This window comes from Arthrobacter sp. CAU 1506 (genome assembly GCF_005047635.1).
Lineage (GTDB): Bacteria > Actinomycetota > Actinomycetes > Actinomycetales > Micrococcaceae > Crystallibacter.
Genome location: NZ_SUKC01000001.1, coordinates 90,074 through 110,705, shown reverse-complemented (window position 1 = coordinate 110,705; position 20,632 = coordinate 90,074). Strand labels below are relative to the sequence as shown.

General features: G+C 68.0%; 18 protein-coding genes. 14 read left to right on the top strand and 4 right to left on the bottom strand.

What is annotated here, in order from left to right; genetic code table 11:
- Positions 1 to 19: 19 nt before the first annotated feature.
- Positions 20 to 487 carry a GNAT family N-acetyltransferase gene (locus E4J89_RS00530; RefSeq protein WP_205754357.1) on the bottom strand — a complete coding sequence of 156 codons (468 nt, stop codon included), beginning with the start codon at positions 485 to 487 and terminating at the stop codon, positions 20 to 22.
- A 35-nt stretch (positions 488 to 522) separates the two neighbouring features.
- A complete protein-coding gene (locus E4J89_RS00525) occupies positions 523 to 1,143 on the bottom strand; it encodes a TetR/AcrR family transcriptional regulator (RefSeq protein WP_136784149.1) in 621 nt (206 codons plus the stop codon).
- A gap of 190 nt (positions 1,144 to 1,333) precedes the next feature.
- Here E4J89_RS00525 and E4J89_RS19605 point away from each other — a divergent pair, with 190 nt between their 5' ends.
- The 7 genes from E4J89_RS19605 (at position 1,334) to E4J89_RS00485 (ending at position 9,247) form a co-directional block, all read left to right on the top strand.
- Positions 1,334 to 2,938, top strand: a complete 1,605-nt coding sequence (locus tag E4J89_RS19605; RefSeq protein ID WP_136784148.1) for a carboxyl transferase domain-containing protein — start codon at positions 1,334 to 1,336, stop codon at positions 2,936 to 2,938.
- The gene (locus E4J89_RS00515; RefSeq protein WP_240691604.1) at positions 2,935 to 5,004 is read left to right on the top strand and encodes a biotin carboxylase N-terminal domain-containing protein; all 2,070 of its coding nucleotides are present in this window, start codon (positions 2,935 to 2,937) and stop codon (positions 5,002 to 5,004) included. The genes E4J89_RS19605 and E4J89_RS00515 overlap by 4 nt, the downstream gene beginning before the upstream one ends.
- A gap of 2 nt (positions 5,005 to 5,006) precedes the next feature.
- Entirely contained in the window at positions 5,007 to 6,170 is a 1,164-nt protein-coding gene (locus E4J89_RS00510) for an acyl-CoA dehydrogenase family protein (RefSeq protein ID WP_136784146.1), read from the top strand.
- Between the two features lie 229 nt (positions 6,171 to 6,399).
- Complete coding sequence (locus E4J89_RS00500; RefSeq protein WP_136784145.1) at positions 6,400 to 7,179, top strand: CoA transferase subunit A; 780 nt, start codon at positions 6,400 to 6,402, stop codon at positions 7,177 to 7,179.
- Positions 7,180 to 7,191: 12 nt separating this feature from the next.
- Entirely contained in the window at positions 7,192 to 7,845 is a 654-nt protein-coding gene (locus E4J89_RS00495; RefSeq protein ID WP_136784144.1) for a CoA transferase subunit B, read from the top strand.
- Positions 7,842 to 8,435 carry a MaoC family dehydratase gene (locus E4J89_RS00490; RefSeq protein WP_136784143.1) on the top strand — a complete coding sequence of 198 codons (594 nt, stop codon included), beginning with the start codon at positions 7,842 to 7,844 and terminating at the stop codon, positions 8,433 to 8,435. Before E4J89_RS00495 ends, E4J89_RS00490 begins: the two co-directional genes overlap by 4 nt.
- Before the next feature lie 11 nt (positions 8,436 to 8,446).
- Positions 8,447 to 9,247, top strand: a complete 801-nt coding sequence (locus E4J89_RS00485) for an aldolase/citrate lyase family protein (RefSeq protein ID WP_136784535.1) — start codon at positions 8,447 to 8,449, stop codon at positions 9,245 to 9,247.
- Here the strand turns inward: E4J89_RS00485 and E4J89_RS00480 are convergent.
- Both E4J89_RS00480 and E4J89_RS00475 read right to left on the bottom strand, forming a co-directional pair.
- The gene (locus tag E4J89_RS00480; RefSeq protein WP_136784142.1) at positions 9,244 to 10,092 is read right to left on the bottom strand and encodes a response regulator; all 849 of its coding nucleotides are present in this window, start codon (positions 10,090 to 10,092) and stop codon (positions 9,244 to 9,246) included. The two genes, E4J89_RS00485 and E4J89_RS00480, sit on opposite strands and share 4 nt — an antisense overlap.
- Positions 10,089 to 11,684: a sensor histidine kinase gene (locus E4J89_RS00475; RefSeq protein ID WP_240691603.1), complete on the bottom strand. Its 1,596-nt coding sequence runs from the start codon at positions 11,682 to 11,684 to the stop codon at positions 10,089 to 10,091. The genes E4J89_RS00480 and E4J89_RS00475 overlap by 4 nt, the downstream gene beginning before the upstream one ends.
- 167 nt (positions 11,685 to 11,851) lie before the next feature.
- Here E4J89_RS00475 and E4J89_RS00470 point away from each other — a divergent pair, with 167 nt between their 5' ends.
- The 7 genes from E4J89_RS00470 (at position 11,852) to E4J89_RS19325 (ending at position 20,604) form a co-directional block, all read left to right on the top strand.
- Positions 11,852 to 12,856 (top strand): tripartite tricarboxylate transporter substrate-binding protein, encoded by a 1,005-nt coding sequence (locus tag E4J89_RS00470; protein WP_136784140.1) that lies wholly within the window; start codon positions 11,852 to 11,854, stop codon positions 12,854 to 12,856.
- Between the two features lie 2 nt (positions 12,857 to 12,858).
- Complete coding sequence (locus E4J89_RS00465; protein WP_136784139.1) at positions 12,859 to 13,401, top strand: tripartite tricarboxylate transporter TctB family protein; 543 nt, start codon at positions 12,859 to 12,861, stop codon at positions 13,399 to 13,401.
- Positions 13,394 to 14,944 (top strand): tripartite tricarboxylate transporter permease, encoded by a 1,551-nt coding sequence (locus E4J89_RS00460; protein ID WP_136784138.1) that lies wholly within the window; start codon positions 13,394 to 13,396, stop codon positions 14,942 to 14,944. The genes E4J89_RS00465 and E4J89_RS00460 overlap by 8 nt, the downstream gene beginning before the upstream one ends.
- On the top strand, positions 14,941 to 15,336 hold the full coding sequence (locus E4J89_RS00455; RefSeq protein ID WP_136784137.1) for a universal stress protein: 396 nt from the start codon (positions 14,941 to 14,943) through the stop codon (positions 15,334 to 15,336). The genes E4J89_RS00460 and E4J89_RS00455 overlap by 4 nt, the downstream gene beginning before the upstream one ends.
- Before the next feature lie 502 nt (positions 15,337 to 15,838).
- The gene (gene dxr, locus E4J89_RS00450) at positions 15,839 to 17,053 is read left to right on the top strand and encodes a 1-deoxy-D-xylulose-5-phosphate reductoisomerase (RefSeq protein WP_136784136.1); all 1,215 of its coding nucleotides are present in this window, start codon (positions 15,839 to 15,841) and stop codon (positions 17,051 to 17,053) included.
- A complete protein-coding gene (locus tag E4J89_RS00445) occupies positions 17,050 to 18,402 on the top strand; it encodes a site-2 protease family protein (protein ID WP_136784135.1) in 1,353 nt (450 codons plus the stop codon). Before dxr ends, E4J89_RS00445 begins: the two co-directional genes overlap by 4 nt.
- Before the next feature lie 339 nt (positions 18,403 to 18,741).
- Positions 18,742 to 20,604: a hypothetical protein gene (locus E4J89_RS19325; RefSeq protein WP_169303875.1), complete on the top strand. Its 1,863-nt coding sequence runs from the start codon at positions 18,742 to 18,744 to the stop codon at positions 20,602 to 20,604.
- The last annotated feature ends 28 nt before the right edge of the window (positions 20,605 to 20,632 follow it).

Genomic DNA, 20,632 nt, shown 5'->3' with positions numbered 1-20,632 from the left:
CGACGGGCGGAAGCCGGGCTCAGGCCAGTTCGAGGATCTCCTCGGTCACCACGGCGCCGCGGGCATTGGCGAACCCCTGGGCTTCACCAACGGTGCGGAAGCCCAGTTTGTGCAGGACCTTGACCGAACCCAGGTTGTCCTTGACCACGCGGGCGCGGATCGGGCGGGCGGTGAATTCCTTCAGGAACGCCTCGACGGCGGCCGTGGTGACGCCTTTGCCCCACTGCGACTTGGCCGTCCAATAGCTAAGTTCCGGGTACCCCTCGTTCGGGTAGGCCAGCACGCTGCCCACCACTTCGCCGTCGACGGTGACGGTGCGAACGGTGATGGTCTCGTCATCGAGCAGGCTTTGCCAGTGCAGGTTGAAGACGCCGCGGTCAGAGGGATTCTTGGCCGCGAAGGCGGCCATATGGTTGGCGTCGGGATCCTGCTGGTACTCGAAAAACTCGTCGAGGTCGGCAGGCTCTACAGGACGAAGCTCAATCACAGTAGACCTTTCGGCTAGTTGGTATCTGATACACATTACTCGGCTTTCAATGCCGCCCATGCCATTTGTTCCAGCAGATTGCGCCGCCAGGCTTCGCGCGGCGGCCGGCTCCGATGGGTCGAGTGCGGGGTGGAGTTGATCAGCCCGAAAGCGGCGTGGGCGCGCACCCGCAGCTGGGCCGCGTCGGCCTCCGGCAGCAGCCGGGCCAACACGGAGACCCACACTTCCACGTAGGTGCGCTGCAGCGTCCGGACGAGGGTCGAATCGTCGGCGGGCAGGCTGTCCAGGTCCCTGTCGTGGACGCGGATGACGTCGGGATTTTTCAGGGCGAAGTCCACATGGAAGGCGACCAGCCCGCGGAGCGCTTCCTCGGCGTCGTTCCGGCTGGCAGCCACTTCCTGGCCGCCGTCCAACAGGTCCTGGCTGACGCCCGTGAGCAGCGCGGCCAGGACCGCATGCTTGCTGTTGAAATGGCGGTACACGGCAGGGCCGCTGACGCCCACCGCCGACCCCAGGTCCTCGATGGAGACGCCGTTGAAACCGCGCTCGGCAAAGAGGCGGGCGGCCGCATCCAGCAGCGCGGCGCGGCGGGTGGCCTTGGCCCGGCTGCGCCCGGTCTGCCGGATCTCGGCGTCGGCATGCGGTGCTGTCGGCATGGATCGGCTCCCTCGCGCGAATGCTGGATGACTGCTGGACAAGGATGAATGCTGGACAAGACAGTATGCGGCAACTAGCCTGATTTCAGTTAGTACAGACTAACCAAAATGCATCTAGCAGGCCAGTTGTTTCTGCCCCGATCGGCGGCGGGCTGCGGGATGCGCAACGGCTTCGGCCAGGAAGGTGTCGATGGAGACACTGGCTTCCCGGGTGGACACTACCAGTGAAAGCTTCCGGACCAATGATGCGGCGCAGCGCAAGCTGGCGGCGGAACTGCACGACCGTCTGGCCTCGGTGGCCTTGGGCGGGCCGGAGAGTGCGCGTGCGCGTCACCTGGACCGCGGCAAGCTGTTGCCGCGGGACCGGGTGGACACGCTGCTCGACGACGGCAGCCCGTTCCTGGAGATCGCCCCGCTGGCCGCGGAAGACATGTACGACGGCGATTCGCCCGGCGCCGGGATGATCGCCGGCATCGGCCTGGTCCATGACCGCCACGTGCTGGTGGTCTGCAACGATGCGACCGTCAAGGGCGGCACCTACTATCCGATGACGGTCAAGAAGCATCTGCGCGCCCAGGAAGTGGCGCTGGAGAATAACCTGCCCTGCATTTACTTGGTGGACTCCGGCGGCGCGTTCCTGCCCAAGCAGGACGAGGTGTTTCCGGACCGCGAGCACTTCGGGCGCATCTTCTACAACCAGGCGCGGATGTCGGCCGCCAAGATCCCGCAGATCGCCGCGGTGCTGGGGTCCTGCACCGCCGGCGGCGCATACGTGCCGGCGATGAGCGATGAGACCGTGATCGTCCGCAATCAGGGCACCATCTTCCTGGGCGGCCCGCCGCTGGTGAAGGCCGCCATCGGCGAGGTGGTCACCGCCGAGGAGTTGGGCGGCGGGCAGCTGCATGCGCAGACCTCGGGGGTGACCGACCACCTGGCGGAGAACGACCTGCATGCGCTCCAGACCGTCCGCGACATCGTCTCCACGCTCCCGTCCCAGCCACCGGCGTGGGAGGCGGCAGCTGTCGAAGAGCCGGCCGCCGAAGCGGAGGAAATCTACGGCGCAGTTCCGGTGGACGTCAACGCGGCCTACGACGTGCGGGAGGTGATTGCCCGGTTGGTGGACGGCAGCCGGTTCCATGAGTTCAAACGGGAGTACGGCACCACCCTGGTCACCGGTTTCGCCCGCCTGCACGGGCACCAGGTGGGCATCGTGGCGAACAACGGCGTGCTGTTTTCCGAATCCGCGCTCAAGGGCGCGCATTTCATTGAACTGTGCGACCAGCGCGGCATCCCGCTGGTGTTCCTGCAGAACCTCTCCGGCTTCATGGTGGGCCGCGACTACGAGGCCGGCGGCATCGCCAAGCACGGCGCCAAAATGGTGACCGCCGTCGCAACCGCACGGGTGCCGAAGCTGACCGTGGTGATTGGCGGGTCGTTCGGTGCCGGCAACTATTCCATGTGCGGACGCGCCTACTCGCCGCGTTTCCTCTGGATGTGGCCGGCCGCGCGGATCTCCGTGATGGGCGGCAACCAGGCCTCCTCGGTGCTGGCCACCGTCAAGCGTGACCAGATGGAGGCCCGCGGAGAGCAATGGAGCAGCGAGGCCGAGGACGAGTTCAAGGCCCCCATCCGGGAGCAGTACGAGGCCCAGGGGAACCCGTACTATTCCACCGCCCGGCTCTGGGACGACGGCATCATCGACCCGGCGCAGACCCGCACGGTGCTGGGCCTCGCCCTCGATGTCTGCGCCAACAGCCCGCTGCCGGAGTCCGCTTTCGGCCTGTTCAGGATGTGAGAGACGTGTTCGAGACCGTCTTGGTTGCCAACCGCGGCGAGATTGCCTGCCGCGTCATCCGTACCCTGCGCGGCATGGGTATCCGTTCCGCGGCCGTCTATTCAGACGCCGACGCCGGTGCCCGCCACGTGCGCGAGGCGGACATCGCCGTGCGGATCGGTCCTGCGCCCGCTGCCGAGAGCTATCTGCGCATCGACGCAGTGATTGAGGCGTGCAAGGCCACCGGGGCCGAGGCGGTCCACCCCGGCTACGGATTCCTCAGCGAGAACGTGAACTTTGCCCATGCGCTGGAGGCGGCGGGCATCGTCTTCATCGGGCCCAACGTCGGGGCCATCGGGATCATGGGGGACAAGATCCGCTCCAAGAACCATGTGGCGTCACACGGGGTTCCGGTGGTCCCCGGGATCGACGAACCCGGGCTCGACGACGCGCGGCTGGTCCTGGCCGCCGAGAAAGTCGGCTATCCGCTGCTGATCAAGCCGTCCGCAGGCGGCGGCGGCAAGGGCATGCTCGCGGTGCAGCGGCCGGAAGAACTGTCCGCCGCTCTCGCCGCCGCCCGGCGTGTGGCAGCCTCCGCCTTCGGGGACGACACGCTGTTCCTGGAGCGGCTGATCACCCGGCCCCGGCACATCGAAGTGCAGGTGCTCTGCGACCAGTACGGCAACGCCATCCACCTGGGCGAACGCGAATGCTCGCTGCAGCGCCGGCACCAGAAAGTCATCGAGGAAGCGCCGTCGTCGTTGTTGGATGAAGCCACCCGCGCCAGGATCGGTGAAGCGGCCTGCGAGGCCGCGCGTTCGGTGGACTACACCGGGGCCGGAACCGTTGAGTTCCTGGTCTCCGACGACACCCCGGACGAGTTCTTCTTCATGGAGATGAACACCCGGCTTCAGGTGGAACACCCGGTCACCGAACTGGTGACCGGACTGGACCTGGTCGAATGGCAGGTGCGGATCGCGGCCGGCGAGGCGCTCGCCATGGCACAGTCCGACGTCGTGCTCACCGGACATGCGGTGGAAGCCCGCGTGTATGCCGAAGATCCGGCGCAGCAGTTCCTGCCCTCGGCCGGCACGGTGCTGGAACTTGCCGAAGCGGCGGGCGAGGGGATCCGGGTGGACAGCTCGCTGCTGCCCGGCCTGGCCATCCCGTCCGAGTACGACCCGCTGCTGTCCAAGGTGATCGCCTGGGGCACCGACCGGCAGCAGGCGCTCGCGCGGCTGGACGGCGCGCTGGCCGACACCTCCGTGCTGGGCATCCACACCAATGTTGAGCACCTTCGCAGCCTGCTGGCCGACGACGATGTGCGGGCCGGCCGGCTGGACACCACGATGATCGACCGGAAGATCGTGCAGCAACAGTTCCGGCGCCCACAGGATGCGGAACTGGCCGTCGCGGCGGTGGACTGGCTGCTCCGGGAGCGGGAGACACGGAGCCGGACCGGGGCGGCTCCACGCGCCGGGTCCGCGTGGCGAAGCGACGGATGGCGGATGAGCGGGCCGCGCCCGCACACGGTCAGCTTCGATCTGGGCGGCGGTGAGCACCGCGAGGTGTCTGTGGCCTGGGCGGGGGAAGCGGCATCAGGTCCACGCGGCGGTGCCGTGGTCAGCACAGCCGGCGGCAGCTACGCCGTCGTGCCGGACCGGGACGGGCAGGCGGTGGAAGTCGACGGGGTCCGCCGGCCGCTGCGCCACGCCTTCGGCGAGGACGGCTCGATCTGGCTGGGCGACGCCGGCTGGTCGGCCCGGTTGTTGGTCCGCAGCCGGGAGGATCGGCTGGCGGGCCTGTTGGCGGAGGTCCAGCAGAGCGAAGGCCAGACTTCTCCCGAGGTGCGCTCGCCGATGCCGGGCACGGTCACGTCCGTGGCCGTGGCTACCGGGGAGCAGGTGTCGGCCGGCCAGCCGCTGCTCACGGTGGAAGCGATGAAGATGGAACACCAGTTGAGCGCCGGGATTGCCGGCGAAGTCAGCATCAACCTGAAACCTGGCGATCTGGTCAAGGCCGACCAGATTGTCGCCGTCGTGCGGGCAGCAGATCCTGCCCCAGGACATGAACAGAAAGGGGCATGACCATGCCTGACTTTTCGCTGAGCGAGGACCATCAGGACCTGGTGGACACCGTCCGGGACTTTGCCCGCGAGGTGGTGGCCCCGGCATCCGCCAAGCACGACGAGGAGCACAGCTTCCCGTACAAGGTGGTGGAACAGATGGGCGAGATGGGTCTGTTCGGCCTGCCGTTCCCAGAGGAGTACGGCGGCATGGGCGGCGACTATTTCGCGCTCGCGCTGGCCCTGGAACAGTTGGGCGCGGTCGACCAATCGGTGGCGATCACGCTGGAAGCAGGTGTCTCGCTGGGCGCGATGCCCATCTACCGCTTCGGCAGCGAGGAACAAAAGCAGCAGTGGCTGCCCATGCTGGCCAGCGGCGAAGCGCTCGCCGGTTTCGGCCTGACCGAACCGGAAGCAGGCTCGGACGCCGGCGGCACGAAAACGCGGGCCGACCTGGTCGACGGGCAATGGGTGGTCAACGGGCACAAGGAGTTCATCACCAACTCCGGTACCGAGATCTCCAAACTTGTCACCGTCACCGCCGTCACCGGCATCTCGGAGCGCGCAGACGGCTCGATCAAGAAGGAAATATCCACCATCCTGGTCCCCACCGACACACCGGGTTTCACCGCCGAAAAGGCCTACAACAAGGTGGGCTGGAACGCCTCCGACACGCACCCGCTCACGCTGGACAACGTCCGGGTCCCGGAAGAGAACCTGCTGGGAGCGCGGGGCCGCGGCTATGCCAACTTCCTGCAAATCCTGGACGAAGGCCGGATCGCCATCGCGGCGCTGGCCACCGGCGCCGCGCAGGGCTGCGTGGACGAGTCAGTGCGCTACGCCAAGGAGCGCCAGGCCTTCGGCACCAACATCGGCGCCTTCCAAGCCATCCAGTTCAAGATCGCCCGGATGCAGGCCCGTGCGCACACCGCGCGGTTGGCCTACTACGACGCGGCCGCCCGGATGCTGGCCGGCCAACACTTCAAAACGCAGTCTGCGATTGCCAAGATGGTGGCAGGCGAGGCCGCCATGGACAACGCCCGCGACGCCACCCAGATTTTCGGCGGCTTCGGTTTCATTAACGAGTTCCGGGTGGCGCGCCACTACCGCGACTCGAAAATCCTGGAGGTCGGGGAAGGGACCACCGAAGTGCAGTTGATGCTCATCGCCCGCGAGCTGGGCCTGTAACAAGGCCCCGCGGTGATCGACCAAGGGCCGCCAGGCCCGCGTGGAGATCCTGGCCCCCGGTGATCGACCAAGGGCCGCCAGGCCCGCGTGGAGATCCAGGCCCGCCCGGTGCTTGACCAAGGGCCGCCAGCCCGCGTGGAGATCCTGGCCCAGCCCCCGGTGATCGACCAAGGGCCGCCAGGCCCGCGTGGAGATCAGGAACCGAACGCACTAGACCAAGGAGGACTCAGTGATCAACAAGGTAGTAGCAACCGCCGCGGAGGCCGTGGCGGACATCCCCGACGGCGCCTCGCTGGCGGTGGGCGGCTTCGGTCTGTGCGGCATTCCGGTGGCCCTGATCCAGGCATTGCACGACGCGGGCACCACGGACCTTGAGACCATCAGCAACAACTGCGGCGTGGACGACTGGGGACTCGGCGTGCTGCTGGCCGACGGCCGGATCCGGCGCACCATCAGTTCCTACGTGGGCGAGAACAAGGAATTCGCCCGGCAGTTCCTGGCCGGCGAACTGGAAGTGGAGCTGACCCCGCAGGGCACGCTGGCGGAGAAGCTGCGGGCCGGCGGTGCCGGGATCCCGGCCTTTTACACTGCCGCCGGGGTCGGCACCCAGATCAGCGACGGCGGGCTGCCGCGCATGTACGACGCCGATGGGTCGGTGGCCGTGGCCTCGGAACCGAAGGAGGTCCGCAGCTTCGGCGGCGCCGACTACGTGCTGGAGGAATCGCTGCGTCCGGACTTCGGGCTGGTCCACGCAGCCAAGGGCGACCGGCTGGGAAACCTGGTCTTCCATGCCACGGCCATGAACTTCAATCCGCTGTGCGCGATGGCCGGGAAGATCACCATCGCCGAGGTGGAGGAACTCGTGGAACCCGGAGAACTGGATCCGCAGCAGATCCACACCCCGGGCATCTTTGTCCAGCGCGTGGTGCTGGCCCCGGATGTGGAGAAACGGATCGAAAAACGCACGGTGCAGCTGGCTGGCCAAGCCACCGGCGGAGCCGGGAAGTAGAAGGAGCACGCCATGGCACTAACGCGCAATGAGCTGGCCGCACGCGTGGCCCAAGAGCTGGAAAACGGGCAGTACGTCAACCTCGGCATCGGGATGCCCACGCTGATCCCGAACTACATTCCCGACGGTGTGGAAGTCATCCTGCATTCGGAAAACGGCATTCTGGGCGTCGGGCCCTATCCCACCGAGGACAAGCTCGATCCGGACCTGATCAACGCCGGCAAGGAAACCGTGACGCTCAACCGCGGAGCGGCGATCTTCGATTCGGCCGCGTCGTTCGGCATGGTCCGCGGCGGGCACGTGGATGTGGCCGTCCTCGGGGCCATGCAGGTGGCGCAGAACGGGGACCTGGCCAACTGGATGATCCCGGGAAAGATGGTCAAGGGCATGGGCGGAGCGATGGACCTGGTCTTCGGCGCCAAGCAGCTGATCGTGATGATGGAGCACGTGGATAAGAGCGGGAACCCCAAGATCCTCACCGAATGCACGCTCCCGCTTACCGGCAAGGCCTGCGTCGACAAGATCATCACCGACCTTGCCGTCATCGACGTCACGGAGCAGGGCCTGGTGCTCCGCGAGACGGCCCCGGGCGTGGAGGTCCAGGACGTGGTGGCCGCCACCGGCGCCGAGCTCCGGACCGACCAGTTCCAGGCGCGTGCCCGGTGAATACCGACGCCGGGGCGGCGGCGACGCCTTCCGAAGCGGCCGGTGCGCAGAAAGTCATCGTCCAGCGCGGGCTGTATTTCGAAGAAATCGAGCCGGATGTCATCTATGCCCACCGGCCGGGCCGAACCGTCACGGAAGCGGACAACGTGCTGTTCACCACCGCCACCATGAACAACCAGGCGTTGCACCTGGACGCGGCCTGGGCTGCCGAGCAGCCGTTCGGGCAGCGGCTGATGAACTCCATGTTCACCCTCGCCACCGTGGTGGGCCAGTCGGTCGGCCAGCTGACCCAGTCCACGATTGTGGCGCAGCTGGGCCTCACGGACGTGACCTTCCCGCACCCGCTCTATCACGGCGACACGCTGTACACGGAGACGGTGGTCACCGACAAGCGGCTCTCCAGGTCCCGGCCCGGCACCGGCGTGGTGACCATGCACCACACCGGCCGGAACCAGCACGGCGACGTGGTGGCCACGGTGACCCGCAGCTGCCTGATGTGGACCGAGGACGGGCACGCTGCCGCGATTGCGGGCTCTGAAACCAGCGACGCGGAACTGTGGGACGGCCGGCCCGAAGGCGGGCACCGGTGACCGGGTTCGAGATGGGCCCGGCCATCCTGTTCTGCCCGGCAGACCGGCCGGACCGCTACGCGAAGGCCGCCGCCCGCTCCGACGCGGTGATCCTCGACCTGGAGGATGCGGTGGCCCCGGCGGAGCGCGCCGCGGCCCGGGAAGCCGTCATCGGCCACCCGCTGGACCCGGAACGCACCATCGTCCGGGTCAACCCGGTCGGCACCGCGGACCACGCCCTGGACATGGAGGCCGTCGGCCGGTCCGGCTACCGCAGCATCATGGTGGCCAAGGCGGAGGATCCGTCGGCGGTGAAGCAACTGGGGGAGTATTCGGTGGTGGCGCTCTGCGAGACAGCGCTTGGCGTGCTGCATGCTGCCGGGCTGGCAGGGTGCACGAATGTCACGGCGCTGATGTGGGGCGCCGAGGACCTGGTCGTCTCGCTGGGCGGCAACTCCAGCCGGTTCGCGTCCGGGACGTACCGGGACGTCGCCCGGCAGGCGCGCTCGCAGGTGCTCCTGGCGGCCGGCGCACACGGCAAGGCCGCGATCGACTCCGTCTACATCGACATAGCGGACCTGGAGGGGCTGGCAGCGGAAGCCGAAGATGCGGCAGCATCGGGTTTTGCGGCCAAGGCCATCATCCATCCGAGCCAGGCCGACGTCGTCAGGGGCGCCTACCGTCCCGGCCAGGCGGAAGCGGACTACGCGGCCGCTCTGCTGGCTGCCGCCGCCAACGAACCCGGGGCTTTCCGGTTCCGCGGCAAGATGATCGACGGGCCGCTGCTCAAGCACGCGGAGCTGACCCTGCGGCGGGCCAACATTCCGTCCTAGCTGCCGGTCAGGAGGTAGAACTTCTCCGGCCGGCCGGCGGTGCCGTAACGCGGCGTGATCCGGGCCTCGCCGCGCGAGACCAGGTACTCCAGATAGCGCCGCGCACTCACCCGTGCCAGCCCCAGCCGCCCGGCGACTTCGGAGGCCGACGACGCCGCCCCGATGGCGTTGAGGTCTGCGATGACCGCCTCCAGGGTGGGCAGGGACAGGCCCTTGGGCAGCGGGACCTGTGCCCGGGAACCCGGGAAAGCGGCCAGCGGTGCCCCGGTCCGGTGGCGGCCCCCGGCGGCGGCTGCCGGCCGTGGCGGACCGGCGGTCGGCTCGGCGGGCTGGCCGGATGCCTGTCCGCTGCCGCCTGCATCCGCGGTCTCCCGGGCGGACGTACTGCCGGCGTTACGCGCGGGTGCCAGCAACCGGTCGATGCCGTCTTGGTCCAGCACGGCGGCTTGTCCGCTGCCGCTGATATGCCGCCGGTGCTCTACATAAGCGTCCAGCCGGTCCATCAGCACTCGGGCGGTGAACGGTTTGACCAGATAGTGGAGCACGCCGCCCGCCATGGCCGCCCGCACGGTGTCCAGTTCGCGGGCAGCGGTGATGGCGATGACGTCGACCGGTTCGCCCGGCAGGTTCCGGACCGCGCGCAGTACCTCGATGCCGCTCAGGTCCGGCAAATGGATGTCCAGCAGCACCAGTTCCGGGCGGAGGGAGGAAATCATGGCCAGCCCGTCCGCCCCGGTGTAAGCGGTGCCCACGGCGTCAAAGGATCCGTGGGCCAGCAGGAAGCCGGTGTGGACGCCGGCGACTTCCTTGTCATCGTCGACGACGACGGTGCGGATCTGGTTCATGGGACCGGGATTCCTTGTGGGCGGGCGTTCGACGGGGTCGGCGAGAAGCTTACCGTGAACTCGGCACCGCCGGAGGCCGACGCCGTTACCCGGGCCGAACCGCCGCGCCGGGCAGCCACCCGGCTGACCAGGGCCAAGCCGAAGCCGCGGCTGCCTGGCAGCGCAGCCTCCTTGCTGGAGAAGCCCGGTTCGAAGATCCGCTCACGTTCCTCCGGCGGGATGCCGGGGCCGTCGTCGGCGACAGTGATGGTGCAACCATCCGCCTCCTCGGTGATGGACACGGCAATGGTTCCGTGCGGTCCCACGGCCTCCATGGCGTTGTCCACCAGGTTGCCCAATACCGTGACCGGATCGGTGGTGCCGTCCGGTGCCAACACGGAGGCCGGATCTATGACCAACTGAATGCCCTTTTCGTCGCAAATGGTGGTCTTGGCCATCAGCAGGCTGGCGGCATCCGGGTCGGTGATTCCCGGAGCCAGTTCGCCAGCCACCACGGAACCCCCATGCCCGGACCGGGAGATGAAATCCACAGCTTGCTGTGTGCGGCCGAGTTCCAGCAAGCCGGAGATCACATGCATCTTGTTGGAAAATTCGTGCGCCTGCGCGCGCAGCGCCTGGGTGACGTCCCGTGCACCGTCAAGATCCTGCAGCAGTTGGTGCAGTTCGGTCCGGTCGCGCAGGATGAGCACACTGCCCACCCGACGGGAGTCAACCGTGGCGGCGTTGGCCCGGGCCAGCAGCACGCGCTCGCCGGCAAGCACAGTTTCGTCGGCCCCGCCGTTGGCGGCCAGCATGGCGGCCAGCCCCGGCTCCAGAATCGTCGTGGCAGGGCGGCCGAGCGCCGCGTCGGAGACATCCAGCAGGCGTTTCGCCTCGTCGTTGAGCAGGGCGATGCGCCCGCGGTCGTCGACGGCGACGACGCCCTCGCCGATGCCGTGCAGCATGGCGTCGCGGGTTTCGAGCAGGGCGGCGATCTCTTCGGGCTCTAGCTGGTAGATCCGCCGCCAGACCAAACGCGAGATGTAGATGGCGCCGGCCGAGCCCACCAAGGCCGCCGCGATGAGCCACGCCAGCAGGACGGGCAGGTCGTCGTTAAGGTCCTTGCGCAGGGTGGACTCCAGCGTTCCCACCGAGGCGGTGCCAATCACGGTGGCGCCCGAGCGGTCGTAGATCGGTACCTTCACCCGCCATGACTCGCCCAGAGTCCCGGTCTGCCGGCCAATGTAGGTCTCTCCGGACAGTGGGATCGACGGATCGGTGGAAACCATCTGCCCGATCAACGAGTGGTTCGGATGCGAGTAGCGGATGCCGCGGTGGTCTGTGACCACCACGTACGTGACCCCGGTCGACTGGGCGATCAGCTCGGCGATGGGCTGGATGGTTTGGCTGGGGTTGGCATCGTCGAAGGCCTCCACGATGGACGGCAGTTGGGCTACCGAGCGGGCCACGCCGACCATGCGACCTTCATAGGCATCGCGGATCTGCTGTTCCTGCATGGAGATGGCGACTGAACCGGCCACCAGCACGACGACGAGCAGAATGAACAGCTGCAGCACGAACAGCTGGGCGCGCAGCGACAGGGAACGAAACACCCCGCCATCTTCCCATGCTGTTAGCTGCGCCACAGATGTCTGTGGTGATGACCACAATGACCAATACGGCCACAATGACCGCATTCTTCCGGCCCGCCGGGCTGCTCTCTACGCTGGGGCGACGGCGTGGTGATGCCCATCACGCTGGTTGGAGGAGGAAAACCTAGATGAAGCTCGACCGTACGATGAGACGCCGCTCGGCCCTGGTGGCCGCCGCGGCAGCATCCGCGTTGGTACTGGCCGCCTGCGGCTCCACCGGTGCCGGCAACGGCTCCGAAGAGGCCGGCATCGACAAGCTCAACATCATTGTCCCGGCGGACCCGGGCGGCGGCTGGGACCAAACCGGCCGGTCCATGCAGAAGGACCTGCAGGAAAATGACCTGGTCTCCAGCGCCTCGGTGGTCAACATCGGCGGCGCAGGCGGCACCAACGGCCTGGCAAAACTGGCCACCGAAAAGGACCCGAACACCCTGATGGTGATGGGCTACGTGATGGTCGGCGCCGTGGAGACCAACAAGGCCGCAAACCGGATCGAAGACACCACACCGATCGCCCGGCTCACCGAAGAGCCGCTCGTCGTCGTGGTGCCCGCCGATTCGCCCTACCAGACCATCGATGACCTGCTCGCCGATATCAAGGCCAAGGGCAAGGGTGTCTCCATCACCGGCGGCTCCGCCGGAGGCGCCGACCACATTCTGGCCGGCATGATGCTCAAGGAAGCCGGCATCGGTGCCGACAGCCTGAACTACATCCCGTACTCCGGCGGCGGCGAATCCCTGGCAGCGCTGCTGGGCAACAAGGTTTCTGCCGGTATTTCCGGCGTGGGCGAGTACGCCGAGCAGGTCAAGGCCGGCAAGCTGCGCGCCCTGGCCGTTTCCGGCCCGGAAGCCGCCCCGCAGCTGCCCGAAGTCAAGCCGTTGAAGGAACAGGGCCTGGACCTGGTGCTGACCAACTGGCGCGGCGTGGTGGCTCCCGGGTCCATCGACGATGCGCAGGCCGAGAAGCTCACCGCGCTGGTGACCGACCTGCACGGCACCGACGCCTGGCAGAAGACCCTGACCACCAACAACTGGGCAGACGCCTTCCTGGCCGGCGAGGAGTTCTCGAGCTTCCTGACCGAGGACATCGAGACGGTCACCGCAACCCTGACGGATATCGGTCTGCTGAAGTAACCATGGGTTCTTCCACTACTGGAGCGGTCCGGGGCGGCAGCGATGCCGCCCCGGTCAAGCCGCTCGGAGAAATCATCTTCGCGGCAGTCATCCTGAGCATCGGGATCGTCGGCTTCGTGGCCGGGGCAGGGATCCAGACGCCCGACTCGGCCAGCGACATTGGTCCGCGGGCGCTTCCCTACATTGTCTCCGGCCTGCTGGTGATCGTCGGCGCCGGGCTGATCGTGCAGCTGCTGCGCGGCAAGACCGGCGAGGCGGATGAGGGCGAAGACATCGACCCCGATGTCCGGACCGACTGGCTGACCGTGGCCAAGATGGCGGGCACCGTCGTCGTGCATATTTTCCTGATTATTCCGCTGGGCTGGCCGGTTGCCGCGGCGGTGCTGTTCTTCGGCGCCGCGTGGGCGCTGGGCGCCAAGCCGTTGTGGCGGGCCGCCGCGGTCGGCGTGGTCATGGCGCTGGTGCTGCAGTTCGCTTTCGGCGGGCTGCTCGGCGTCTCGCTGCCTGCCGGAGTGCTCGAAGGGGTGCCGTTCCTGAATGGATAATTTCTACGCCCTCCTGGAGGGCTTTTCCGTGGCGATGCAGCCGATTTACCTGCTCTACGCCTTGGGTGGCGTGCTGGTCGGCACCGCAGTCGGTGTGCTGCCGGGCATCGGCCCGGCCATGACCGTTGCGCTGCTGATGCCCATCACGTACAGCCTGGAACCGACGGCGGCGATCATCGTCTTCGCGGGCATCTACTACGGGGGCATGTACGGCGGGTCCACCACCTCGATCCTGCTCAACACGCCGGGCGAATCCGCGTCGATTGTCACGGCGCTGGAAGGCAACCGGATGGCGAAAGCCGGCCGGGGAGCCGCGGCGCTGGCGACGGCGGCGATCGGCTCGTTCATCGCCGGCACCATCGCCACGGTGCTGCTGAGCTTTGTGGCACCCTATGTGGCCGCATTTGCCGTGCAGATCGGTCCGGTGGAGTACGTGGCCCTGATGGTGGTGGCGTTCCTGACCGTGGGCGCGCTGCTGGGAGCCTCCGTGTTGCGCGGTCTGGCGTCGCTCGGCCTGGGCCTGTTCCTGGCGTTCATGGGCGTGGACCTGATGACCGGGCAGCAGCGCTACACGTTCGGCAGCCCGTTCCTGGCGGACGGCATCGACGTGGTGCTGGTCGCCGTCGGCCTCTTTGCCTTGGGCGAGGCGCTGTACGTTGCCTCCCGGCTGCGGCATGGCCCGGTCAAGGTCATCCCGGTGACCGGCGGCTGGACGTCCTGGATGAAGAAAGAGGACTGGAAGCGGTCCTGGAAGCCCTGGCTACGCGGAACCTTTATCGGCTTCCCGATCGGCACCATGCCGGCCGGCGGCGCCGACGTGGCCACCTTCCTGTCCTATGCGGCGGAGAAGAAACTGGCCAAGGGCACGCACAAGAAGCAGTTCGGCCGCGGCGCCATCGAAGGCGTGGCCGGGCCGGAATCGGCCAACAATGCGGCTGCGGCCGGTGTGCTGGTGCCGCTGCTGACGTTGGGCATTCCGACGACGGCGACGGCGGCGATGATGCTGGTGGCGTTCCAGCGTTACAACATCCAGCCGGGACCGCTGTTGTTCGAGGTTGAAGGCGCCCTCGTCTGGGCGCTGATTGCCAGCCTGTACGTGGGCAACCTGATGCTGCTGGTGTTGAATCTGCCGCTGGTGGGCATCTGGGTGAAGATCCTGCAGATCCCGCGTCCGTACCTCTACGCCGGCATCTTGGTCTTCGCCGCCTTGGGCGCGTTCTCGGTGAACTTCACCCCGGTGGATGTGTTCGTGCTGCTGGTCATTGGCGTGCTCGGGTTCGTCATGCGCCGCTACGGCTATCCGATCGCTCCGCTGGTGGTGGGCATGATCCTGGGGCCGATTTTTGAGAGCCAGCTGCGGCGTTCGCTGGCCATTTCCCAGGGCGACCCGCTGGCCTTGGTGTCCACGCCGATCGCGGCCGGGATCTACATCTCCCTTGTGGTCATCTTCGTGCTGTCCTTCTGGATGAAGAAGCGCCAGCGCCTGATGGAATCGGCAACGCTCGACGACGAGAGCCCGCGGGGCAAGGAGGTCAGCGCATGAGTACGATCGTGGTGGGGTATGTCCCCAACGCTCTCGGCGATGCGGCCCTGGCGGCAGCCATCGACGAGGCCGGACGCCGGGCGGCCAAGCTGCTGGTGGTCAACGCCACCAGGGCCGACCGCTTGGTGGATCCCGGCTACGCAGACGCCGCGGACGTCACCCGGCTGGAGGCCGTGCTGCACGGGGCAGGAGTCGGCTTCAGCATCCGGCACGGAATTTCGGACGGGCTGCCTGCCGAGGAAGTGCTGGACGCCGCCGAAGAGTCCGGAGCGGAGCTGATTGTGATCGGAGTGCGCAACCGCACGCCGGTCGGAAAGCTGCTGCTGGGCTCGACGGCGCAGACGATCCTGCTGTCCGCGCCCTGCAACGTGCTGGCGGTCAGGCAGCCATAATCGAGGTGCGGCGATGCTGGCGGTCCGGCAGCCCTGACGCCGCGCCGCACGCTTTTATGGCCACCGGTTTCGTCGGAGCAGGGTATCGCTGCCGGTGCAGGGTCCACGGACCCTGCACCGGCGGATTTACCCTGTCCCGGTGGTGCGGAGCTTGGCGGCGTTTTTGAGGTCAGGGGTTACCGTCGAGATGACCTGTTGCAGAGGGTCATCTGACCACGGTTACAGGGGATAGCTTCGAACGCACCCCCTGCAGCCGGTGATCTCGAGGCCAGAGGGTGATCTCGTCCGCGGGCGCTCAAGCCAGGCAGTTCCGGGCGCCGCTTCTCTAGCCGCGTATGCATCCTAGGGGCGATCCGGGCGCCGCGTACCCATCCGCAGGGCGATCCGGCGGCGGCGTCTCCAGCCGCGTCTCCATCCGCAGAGGCGATCTCGGCGCGGGGACCCCCGAGACGGGCCGTCCGGGTGGCCGGTGACGGAGCAGCGGTGCTGGATAATTGACCGCATGGAGTTCCGCGATCCACCCCACGCCGCCCCGCCATCCGCCCGCCGCAAGGTGGTGCTGCTGGGGTCCACTGGCTCGATTGGCACGCAGGGCATCGACGTCGTGGACGCCGCCCCGGAACGTTTCGAGGTCACGGCGCTCGCCGCCGGCGGCAACCTGGAACTGGCCGCCTGGCAAGCGGTCCACACCCGGGCGCAGGCAGTCGGCGCCGCCGCGGGCTCGGTGGATGACCTGGCGACTGCGGTCAAGGCGGCAGCGGCGGATGCCGGAGTATCCGGCTACGCTCCGGAACTGTTTGCCGGCCCCGACGCAGCGGCGAGCATCGCCGCCTGGCCGGACGCCGACGTCGTGCTCAATGGCATCACCGGGTCCATCGGCCTGGCGCCGACGCTGGCGGCGCTCCGAGCCGGGCACGTGCTGGCCCTGGCGAACAAGGAGTCCCTGATCGCGGGCGGTCCGCTGGTCAAAGAGGCGGCGCGGCCGGGGCAGATTGTCCCGGTGGACTCGGAGCATTCCGCGCTCGCCCAGGCGCTGCGCTCGGGCACAGCCGGCGAGGTGGACCGGCTGATCGTGACCGCCTCCGGGGGACCGTTCCGCGGTTTCAGCAAGGAGCAGTTGCGCGGTGTCACCCCGGCGCAGGCGCTGGCCCACCCCACCTGGGACATGGGCCGGATGGTCACCACCAACTCGGCGACCATGGTCAATAAGGCGCTGGAAGTCATCGAAGCGCACCTGCTCTTCGACGTCCCGCTGGACAGGATCGATGTGGTGGTTCACCCGCAGTCGGTGGTGCACTCCATGGTGCAGTTCACCGACGGATCCACCATCGCGCAGGCCTCGCCGCCGGACATGCGCCTGCCGATCGCCCTGGGAATGGGCTGGCCGGAGCGGGTGGCTGGGGCGGCGCAGCCCTGCGACTGGAGCCGGGCCACCAGCTGGACCTTCGAGCCGCTGGACGAGGAAGTGTTCGGTGCCGTGCGGCTGGCCAAACACGCGGCGGCCAGCGGCGGCACCTTCATGGCCGTCTACAATGCGGCCAATGAAGAGGCCGTGGATGCTTTCCACGAGGGCCGGATCCGTTTCGACCAGATCGTGGAGACGGTGGCGGCAGTAGTGGAAGAGCATGCGCCCTCCGGCGAACCGACCGTGGCCACGGTGCTGGCCGCAGAAGATTGGGCACGCTCGCGGGCCCACGAACGTTTGGCTATGTTGTGACCATTCTGCTTTTCCTCTTCGGCGTGCTCTTCGTGGCCGTCGGCATCGCCGTGTCCATCGCCCTGCATGAAGTGGGCCACCTGCTGCCCGCCAAACTGTTCAAGGTGCGGGTGACCCAGTACATGGTGGGTTTCGGCAAGACGCTGTTCTCCCGACGGCGGGGCGAGACCGAGTACGGCATCAAGGCCATCCCGCTGGGCGGCTACGTCTCGATGATCGGCATGTACCCGCCGGCCAAGGACGGCCACGACGGCGATGGCGTGGTCCGCCGATCCAGCACCGGGATGTTCCAACAATTGGCCAACGACGCCCGGCAGGCGGAAGCGGAGCGGCTGCAGCCCGGCGACGAGACCCGGATGTTCTACCGACTCCCGGTCTACAAACGCGTCATCATCATGCTCGGCGGCCCGTTCGTGAACCTGGTCATCGGCACGGTGCTGATCGGCATTGTGCTGGTGGGCTTCGGCACCGCGCAGGCCACCACCACCATTTCGTCAGTCAACAAATGCGTGGTCCCGGCATCGCAGGCCGCCGAGACCGGGCAGACCGATTGCCTGCCCAGCGACCCCGAAGCCCCGGCCACCGCGGCCGGCATCCGGCCCGGCGACACCGTCACCGCCTTTGACGGCAAGCCGGTCACCGACTGGTCACAGCTGACCGCCTGGATCCGGGAGGCCGCGGGGGAGAAGACGCCGATCACGCTGCTGCGCGATGGCCAGGAAATCCAGACGAGCATCACCCCGATTCTCACCGAACGCCCGGTGTACGACGACGCCGGACAACCGGTGCTGGACGGTCAGGGCAAACCGGTCACGGAACAAGCCGGGTTCGTCGGCATGGGTGCCGCCACGGCGCTGGTGCCGCGGCCGGCAACCGAAGTGCTGCCGGCAGTGGGGGAGAACCTGCAGGCGATCACCGGCGTCGTGCTGCATCTTCCGCAGCGGCTGGCCGACGTGGCGGAAGCCGCTTTCAGCGATGCTCCGCGCGACCCGAACGGGCCGATGAGCGTGGTGGGCGTGGGCCGGATCGCCGGCGAAATCAGCGCGATGGACGAGATCCCCTTGGAGGCGCGGGCCGCCACGCTGATCGGGTTGGTTGGATCGGTTAATCTGGCCCTGTTCGTGTTCAACCTGATCCCGCTGCTGCCGCTGGACGGAGGGCACGTGGCCGGGGCGCTCTGGGAAGCTATACGGCGCACCGCCGCCAAGCTGTTCCGCCGGCCGGACCCGGGACCGGTGGACATTGCCAAGCTGCTGCCGCTCACCTACGTGGTGGCCGTGGTGCTGATGGGCATGGGCGCGCTGCTGATCTACGCGGACATCGTCAAACCGGTCAACATTTTCGGTTGACGCCTTCGCGGCGACTATCGGGCCGCTTGCACTGGCCCCGCTGGGCGCTGGAGTACGGGTCGTCTGCCTGCCCTGGGGCTGGATCTCGGTGCGGCCGCAAGCGGCCTTACTCGGATCACCGGGGTGGCGGGCTGGCAGCCAATTCGTGAGGGCGGGGTAGATCGGTCAGGGCGGGGTCCATGGAGGCCGCCCTCACCGATTTACCCCGCCCTCGCTGGCTGCCATGGCGAACAACGACGGCGATTGCCGCGCGCGTCTGCGTGGCACGCCGTCACAGGGCTGGGGTAGCCGCACGGCCGTGGTTAGACTGGCCCGAACCGGCGAAGGGAGCCAGCCGCCGTGAGTGCAGCAGCGCGGACAGTCCGTACCGAACCGAGCCTCCGGACCGTCATCCGGCCGGCAACAACGCACCGCCGAACAAGGGTTGCAACCGGCATCGCCGTCGCTGTGGCGGCCGCCCTGGCCATGGCCGGCTGCACCGCCCCGGGCGAAGCGCAAGGTCCCGGCTCGCCGGCCGTTTCCAGCGCTGCGGGCCCGGACCGCGTGCAGTTGAACAATGCGGCCGCCGGTCCCCAAGTCATTCCCGGCTCCGATGCGGAAGCCTCGCTGGCCGCCAGCCAGGCGTTGTTCGCGTCCAGTCCGGTGGCGTTCGTAGCCGCGGCCGACGACGCCAAGGCAATAGCGGCAGCAGAAGCGGAGTCGGTGCCGCTAGGCGTGCCGCTGCTGCTGGCAGGTGACGGCCTCACCAGCGAGCTGGAGCGGCTCGGCGTGCGACAGGTCAAGGCCTTTGGGCAGCCGCCAACGGAGCCCGGAGCCAGCCCCAGCAGCGCGCCGGATGCAGCGTCCACCAGTGCACCGGCAAGCGATGGCGCCGCGTCCGGGGAAGCCTCCGGGGCAGCGTCCGGGACCGGCGCGGCATCCGCTGCCGACCCCGAGGAAGCTTCCGCCTCCGCGGCCACCGAATCCGCTTCTTCCTCCGCTTCCACCTCCGCTTCCACCTCCGCCTCCGGCGCCACCGAATCCGCTTCCGCCTCCGCTTCCGCCTCCAGCGCGACCGGAGCCGCTACGGGTTCGGGCGGCGGCATCACCGGGTGGGCCGCCCTGCTGCCGCGGGTGGAGGTCCTCCCGCCGGACGGACAACTCGATCTGCCCGAAAGTGCGGCGGAGCCAGCGGCGGTCTCGGTCTTGATCGATCGGAAGGGCGAGCGGGACTATCCGGCAACACTGGCCGTAGCCGAGGCGGCCGGCGCACGTGTCTTCCACGACCCGAAAGCCGATCCACGCCAGAGCAGCGCGACCATCGACTTCCTCCGCGCCGAGCCGGAGCGCCGGGTGCTCGGCATCGGCAAGGCGTTCGGCAACAATGACACGTTCGGCCGCCGGGTGCAGGCGGCATTGGAGGTGCCCGAACTGCCGGGCGGCGGCCAGTTGGCCTTCCCGTCGCGCAGGATGGTGGCGCTGTACGGGCACCCGGCGGGGCCGGCGCTGGGCGCCCTCGGTGAACAGGGCATCAAGGAGTCCATCCAGCGCGCCAAGAAACTGGCCAAGCGCTACCAGCCGCACAGCAAGGAACCGGTGATCCCGGCGTTCGAAATCATCGCCACGATCGCTTCGTCGTCGGCCGGGAAAGACCGCGACTATTCGGCGGAGACGGACGTGGACGAACTGCGCCCCTGGGTCGATGCCGCCGGCGAAGCAGGCGTCTACGTGGTGCTGGACCTGCAGCCCGGGCGGTCGGACTTCCTGGCCCAGGCCAAGATGTATGCGGACCTGCTGAAGGAGCCCCATGTGGGACTGGCGCTGGATCCGGAGTGGCGGCTGGGCAAGGGCGAGCGGCACATGGAGCAGATCGGGTCGGTCAGCGCCGCCGAAATCAACAAGGTCAGCGACTGGCTGGCAAACCTGACCCGGAAGCACTCGCTGCCGCAGAAGGTCCTGATCCTGCATCAGTTCCAGCACCAGATGATCGCGGACCGGCAGAAGCTGAAGACCACGCACCCGGAGCTGGCCATGGTGCTGCACGCCGACGGCCATGGGAATCCCGGCCAGAAGATGGAGACGTGGCGGGCGCTCCGCCACGACCTGCCGAAGAACATCCGGATGGGCTGGAAGAACTTCTACGACGAGGACACTCCGACGTTCAGTCCCGAGCGCACTTACACCGAGGTGAAGCCGGTGCCTTGGTTCGTTTCCTACCAGTAACGTCCGCCATCCGGGGCCGGGTAAGGTG

What these genes read in the sequence shown, in the direction of transcription:
- E4J89_RS00480 (WP_136784142.1), bottom strand. Translation starts at nt 10,092, where the DNA reads ATGAACCAGATCCGCACCGTCGTCGTCGACGATGACAAGGAAGTCGCC.
- E4J89_RS19605 (WP_136784148.1), top strand. Translation starts at nt 1,334, where the DNA reads ATGGAGACACTGGCTTCCCGGGTGGACACTACCAGTGAAAGCTTCCGG.
- E4J89_RS00465 (WP_136784139.1), top strand. Translation starts at nt 12,859, where the DNA reads ATGGGTTCTTCCACTACTGGAGCGGTCCGGGGCGGCAGCGATGCCGCC.
- dxr (WP_136784136.1), top strand. Translation starts at nt 15,839, where the DNA reads ATGGAGTTCCGCGATCCACCCCACGCCGCCCCGCCATCCGCCCGCCGC.
- E4J89_RS00495 (WP_136784144.1), top strand. Translation starts at nt 7,192, where the DNA reads ATGGCACTAACGCGCAATGAGCTGGCCGCACGCGTGGCCCAAGAGCTG.
- E4J89_RS00470 (WP_136784140.1), top strand. Translation starts at nt 11,852, where the DNA reads ATGAAGCTCGACCGTACGATGAGACGCCGCTCGGCCCTGGTGGCCGCC.
- E4J89_RS00460 (WP_136784138.1), top strand. Translation starts at nt 13,394, where the DNA reads ATGGATAATTTCTACGCCCTCCTGGAGGGCTTTTCCGTGGCGATGCAG.
- E4J89_RS00455 (WP_136784137.1), top strand. Translation starts at nt 14,941, where the DNA reads ATGAGTACGATCGTGGTGGGGTATGTCCCCAACGCTCTCGGCGATGCG.
- E4J89_RS00485 (WP_136784535.1), top strand. Translation starts at nt 8,447, where the DNA reads ATGGGCCCGGCCATCCTGTTCTGCCCGGCAGACCGGCCGGACCGCTAC.
- E4J89_RS00525 (WP_136784149.1), bottom strand. Translation starts at nt 1,143, where the DNA reads ATGCCGACAGCACCGCATGCCGACGCCGAGATCCGGCAGACCGGGCGC.
- E4J89_RS00510 (WP_136784146.1), top strand. Translation starts at nt 5,007, where the DNA reads ATGCCTGACTTTTCGCTGAGCGAGGACCATCAGGACCTGGTGGACACC.